Source organism: Bacillus sp. NPDC094106, assembly GCF_044764345.1.
Lineage (GTDB): Bacteria > Bacillota > Bacilli > Bacillales > Bacillaceae_G > Bacillus_A.
In genome coordinates, this window is record NZ_JBIWHY010000027.1 from 1 (window position 1) to 5823 (window position 5823).

The window sequence follows — 5823 nt, forward strand, 5'->3', positions numbered from 1 at the left end:
GTTTGTTGCATTTTTAAAGCATTATCTAGATCTGAAGGATGATCAACTATTTGAAGACTGGCTAGAACTCGGTAAGGAAGAAACTGCTAAAAGATAAAATATCGTATTCAATGATCATATTAACTTAACAAAAAATATTGAAGCCCTGATTCTTTTCTTGACCTATAAAAACCAGGGCTTCATCTCCTGAAAAATGTATTAACGTACAAAATCCGCGTTTTGCCGTCAGTACCCCTATTAGGGGTAGCATCAGGATTTTGCGGATTTACAACGTTAAGGTAGAAATCCTTGTATCAATAGGGTTTACTTTTGACGAATATCAATCCACCAACGATCTTCCGCATTCATATTTTCAGTGCCACTAAACCCGCTGTAATGGAAAGCATCAAGGAAGATTGAATCCAGTTTATCCTCATCTACAAAATAACCTAAGTTAATCTTCATCGTTTGTCCTGGTCGGATACTACCAATATTGTAAAAGCTTTTTCCGTTTCCGTGGGGTTCTAAATAATCAACTTCGCTCGTCATAATACTTTTTTCGTCAATTCCATCTTCTTTAGCATAGTTCCATGCATTATTTTCAGATTTAAGCACTTGTATGGGTGGATGCATATAGATTTCTTTTGTCGCCTGTTTACTAATATTTTTCACTGTTGTTGTCAGGTAGACAAATTTAAGATTAACGAATTTCGACTCTACTAATTTGTCAATTGAATCTTTACCATTTCCAACTTTATATACATCCCGTCTGTACGGTATCAATTTTTCCGTCTGATCTAAAGCCTTATTCTCATTTAATCTTTCTAGTCCAAATTCATTAAAGTTCTCTTGTTTAAAATCTTTGATTGAATCAAAGACTTCAACTTTTTCTATAACATATTCGAGTTTGCTGTTATCTGTGATGTTATCTATGGTTACTGGAACCATTTGACCTACGCTAAATAGTTGTTTGCTGTCTTTTTTCAAAGGAATAACGCTAGGTTTTGTTGGTGCATTCGCTTTGCTAACACGATCTTCATCATAATCTGTTGTAAGTGATGCCTTTTCCTTTGATGTGGGCTCAAGTGAAATGTTCCCTAAGACATTCATCATTTGTTCTTCATTTACATCGGCTCCAATATAGCTTTCTAACATAATCCCCTCTTCCTCAAAAAGAAGAAAGACCTGTCTATTAAACATTAAATTTTTGTTTCCAGTGTCTCTATGAATAACCACTGCCTTCCTACCGTTTATCTCTTTTTCTTCGTAGTTGTTTGCGTACAGAGTTTGAAAATCTGAATTTTTTCCTAATCTACAAAGAAGAAATGAAAACCCACCCTTTGCGTAGTTATCTTTAAATGAATATTTCATAGCAGTGTCATCGATTGCTTCCATATTTTCTGGTAATTTGCCGACTTTCAACTTATACCAACTTTCACTCTTTTTCGAGGCCTTATTTGTTACTGAAACATTTACTTCATGATTTTGTTTTTTGACAATCATATCATAGACTTTTACTGCGCCAAAAACGGTTGTCGGCATGCCAATCAATAAGCAGGCAGCAGCGATTAAAATACGATTCCTTTTACGCTTGGCCTGTGGTTGCCCACCTTTCATCTTAATTTCCTCCATAAATAATTTCTTTTTGTGCGTGTAGGTGTCTGAAAATTCATGTTGTTCATCCAGCTTATCAAAATCATCTAACGCGATTTTTTCAGCAAGGTCATACATTTCTTTGGAGTTCTTTGAATTCGTCATTTTGTATACCTCCTATCATATTTTGTACTCGTTTTCGAGCACGTTCAAATTGCTTGCGGACATTGACCTCAGTTATCCCCATTAGATTTGAAATTTCCTGATAAGTTAAGTTATAGAAGACTTTGTACTTAAAAACCTGTCTGTTAGACTCATTTAACACTTTTAGCAATGTATCAATTTGAGCCTCGGACATGAAACGCTGTTCCCACTCTTCAATATTTTCATCTGCTACTTCTGACGATTCTCTTTGATATTCTTCTAAGAACATTTCATGTCGTTTATTTTTCCTGTAGCTATCAATCGCTTTGTTTTTCGCAATTCTCAAAATGTAGCGTTTAAGCTCTTGAATGTTCAAGCTGTGGAGCTTTTCTAGATTCTGATGAAGAGTAATAAACGTCTCTTGAACTGCATCTTCAGCCTGCTGAATATTATTTAAAATAGAATAAGCTACATAATAAATTTTTTGTTCATACAACTCGTATAGCTCTTCCATCTTTTCATAATCTTTGTTTGTAACTTTCATGTAATCCCTCCTCTCACTCTATATAACGAATGGGCGGCTATACTTTGTGACACTGAAGACATAAATGTGGAAAATCGTTAGTAGATTGATATTCGTCATAGTAAAACCGATAGAAAAAAAGGGATAAAAAAGCTCAATTCTTATCTTTTTTCAAATAAGAATTGAGCTTTTCTTTATATCATTAAATTCTAATTTATTTACCAAATAAACGATTCCAAAGTGATTTCTTCTGTTCTGAAGCTGCTATTAGACGCTACCCCTATTAGCAAAGCAGGAAAATCTCAGTTTCCTCTTAATAAAAAGTGTTTTTTGCTATTCAAGATTACTTTAAATTTCTACAAAACTACAATATTTTTAGGATAAACAATAAAAAAGCACTCAATATGAGCATAGCCATCAAGTTAAGGCTACGTATGTATAATTTTCATCAAAAACAAGCAACACGTTTGATGATCTATAAATTAACAGAGCCTGAACATACGAAGCGATTAGAACGGCACAAAAAAGAAAAAAGACGAATGCCTAAATACGCAAGTGGGATTAACTTATTTATTACAAATATACAAGAAACAGATATGAAAGCCCATGAAATTTATCAGCTTTATTCTCTTCGTTGGCAAATTGAAATTTTGTTTAAAACATGGAAATCTATTTTTGGTATTCATGCGGTGAAAAGGATAAAACTCGAACGATTTCAGTGCCATTTATATGGGCAGTTGATTGCGTTATGTCTGATCGCAAGTATGACTTATAAAATGAGGAGATTAATCTGGGAGAAGAAACAAAAAGAAATTAGTGAATATAAAGCAACGTATATCACATATATTTATTTTTCAAGTATACACGATGTGCTGTTCACATCCTGTCGAGATATGATTCCCATTCTTGTCAGATTGTTCAAAGACCTGTCAAAAAAATGGTAGGAAGGCACATCGGTATACCAAATATTCACCATTTGATATTCTTGGCATCACTCAAGAATATACAAATTCACTTCAACACACCCCTTAAAAAAATAAATATGTTGAAGTCTTATTTGAGTATGTCCAAATATAAAAACTTGTATTTTTGTTAACTTGATGGCTATGGGTTTTACGTCGGTTTTTCAATTTGTATTTATATAACATTTTAATTTTTCGACATCTACATCCCTGCTATACAGAATAAAAATTGACCTACACTCGTTTGCTCTTTCTGCTTTTACTTCGCATGTGGCACAAAAGAGCCCTGACCGCTTCTATGCATGGCCAGATTCTCTCTCCCACCTAAAAAGAGGGGTTTTATGTCTTTTTTTAATTGATGTATATATAGATAACAGATGCTTTTATTTTTTCAATGTTTTATGATGAATAGGGAGAAAAATACATATAAAGGGGAAATTAGTATGGATCCTGTCCAAGAAACATATACAATGGTGCGTTATCAAGCTGGCGTATTTTCCGAACAAGCTGATGAAATTGTTACAGAATCTCCTATAACGATTAAATTAAACGGTGAAGAATATGTCACAGTTGTATGCACTCCAAATTATATAGAAGATATGGTAATAGGTTTTTTAATTTCTGAAGGGATTATTTCTTCCTATAAGCATATCGATGAATTATGGATACAAAAAGAACAAGGAATCGTTCATATCAAAGCAGCACAAATCAATCCACTTTATCAAACGTTATATAACAAACGATACGTTACCTCCTGCTGCGGAAAAAGTAGACAAGGGTTTATTTTTGTCAATGATGCAGCGAAGGCAAAGAATTTACATGATATACATGTAACAATTACTCCTGAAGAATGCTTTCATTTAATGAATACGTTACAACAATCTTCCACTACATTTCGTCAAACAGGCGGCGTTCATAATACAGCTCTGTGTGATCGGAATACCATTCTTCTATCAAGAATGGATATTGGAAGGCATAACGCATTAGATAAAATATACGGACATTGTATACGTAACAACATATCTGTCAAAGGAAAAATTATCGCCTTTAGCGGTCGTATTTCATCTGAAATTTTACTAAAAGTTTCTAAAATTGGCTGTGAAATTGTGCTATCCAAATCCGCTCCAACAAAATTAGCATTACAACTTGCTCAAGATTTAGGCATTACGGTTGTTGGTTTTATTCGTAATCACTCTTGCAATATTTATACACATCCAGAACGGATTGAAGGGTATCAATCCGAAGAAGAATGACTCCTTTGCATAGGAGTCATTTTTAGTTATAAAAATGTAATATATTTAACTATTGAATAGTTAACGAAGTTAATATATAATTTCATTACATAAAGTGAAGCGCTAAAACAAATGAGGACACATATCCCTCGCATATATCTTTTTATTCTTTTACAAATTAAGAAAGAATAAGCACAGAATATGTTCGTGAATACACAGTAAGTATTCTATCAATATAACCATTAGACTCTTATGGATTGTAAACTTCTATATATACATCAATTAAAAAAATCGACATAAAACCCCTCTTTTTAGATGGGAGAGAGCATCTGGCCATGCATAGAAGCGGTCAGGGCCTTTTTTTGCCACATGCGAAGTAAAAACAGAAAGAGCAAACGAGTGTAGGTTTCTTTTTATTCTGCATAGCAGGAATTTAGATGTCGAAAAATTAAAATGGATTTATATACTTTAAGGAGTTTTTCCTATAGAGCAGGATAAACTGAGGAGGTTACCGATATGGAAATTCGTTTATTAACAACAGAGGATGCAAAAATTTATTTAAAGGTTTGTATGGAAGGCCTAATAAAGAATCCGGAAGCTTTTAGCTCCTCTTATGAAGATGTGCTAAAACAAGAAGATCCTGTTGCTGCAATGGTAAAACGTTTAGCTAATCCTAATAAGTATACAATCGGTGTCTTTACAGATAACGATTTAATTGGAATTGCCACTTTAGAAACGCAACCGCTCATTAAGCAAGAACATAAAGCAAAAATCGGCTCTGTATATGTCTCTCCAAAAGCTCGTGGTCTTGGGGCTGGGCGAGCTTTAATCAACGCCATAATTGAAAATGCTCATAAATTACATGTAGAACAACTCATGCTGGATGTTGTTGTTGGAAATGAAGCTGCGAAAAAATTATACGAATCACTTGGCTTTCAAACATATGGTTTTCAAGAACGTGCGTTAAAACATAACGGACAATATTGGGATGAAGAACATATGATTTTATTTTTAAATAACTAACCCTATATAGATTTCTTTAAAAGCATCTTTTTCATATAAAGGTGCTTTTTTTCTTACAACAATGTAATGTTCACGTCACCTTTATCGATCGTTCTCTCTCAGTTTCTTCGTTATACTACAAGTACGAAATGACAATAAGGAGATAACAGATGAAAAAAATGATGGAAGTATTCGAAGTAATAGTAAACGAAAAATATGTATATATTCATTTTGATTTTTGAGCATATAAGTCGCTGCTATGAGGAACAAAAAGTGACCGCTACTTATTTTCTCTCTTTGCCTTCACTTGGCATGGGGCATCTATGCATGGCCGGATTCTCTCTCCCACCTATATATATTCCAGTTTAATTTTCCGACATATAAATCA

At 33.6% G+C, this 5823-nt stretch carries 4 protein-coding genes and 1 pseudogene; 3 read left to right on the top strand and 2 right to left on the bottom strand.

Translation table 11 applies throughout. The features are described from left to right. Nucleotides 1-303: 303 nt before the first annotated feature. Both ACIQ7L_RS25720 and ACIQ7L_RS25725 read right to left on the bottom strand, forming a co-directional pair. Nucleotides 304-1737 (bottom strand): DUF4367 domain-containing protein, encoded by a 1434-nt coding sequence (locus ACIQ7L_RS25720; RefSeq protein ID WP_400572758.1) that lies wholly within the window; start codon nt 1735-1737, stop codon nt 304-306. Next, a complete protein-coding gene (locus ACIQ7L_RS25725; RefSeq protein ID WP_400572760.1) occupies nt 1703-2260 on the bottom strand; it encodes an RNA polymerase sigma factor in 558 nt (185 codons plus the stop codon). The genes ACIQ7L_RS25720 and ACIQ7L_RS25725 overlap by 35 nt, the downstream gene beginning before the upstream one ends. A 419-nt stretch (nt 2261-2679) precedes the next feature. Between ACIQ7L_RS25725 and ACIQ7L_RS25730 the strand changes: the two are divergent. The 3 genes and pseudogenes from ACIQ7L_RS25730 to ACIQ7L_RS25740 all read left to right on the top strand — a co-directional run. Then, a pseudogene (locus ACIQ7L_RS25730) lies at nt 2680-3176 on the top strand (transposase); the annotation flags it as partial. 468 nt (nt 3177-3644) lie between these two features. Continuing rightward, entirely contained in the window at nt 3645-4454 is an 810-nt protein-coding gene (gene fdhD, locus ACIQ7L_RS25735) for a formate dehydrogenase accessory sulfurtransferase FdhD (protein WP_400572762.1), read from the top strand. Between the two features lie 495 nt (nt 4455-4949). Further along, entirely contained in the window at nt 4950-5456 is a 507-nt protein-coding gene (locus ACIQ7L_RS25740; RefSeq protein WP_400572763.1) for a GNAT family N-acetyltransferase, read from the top strand. Nucleotides 5457-5823 lie beyond the last annotated feature (367 nt).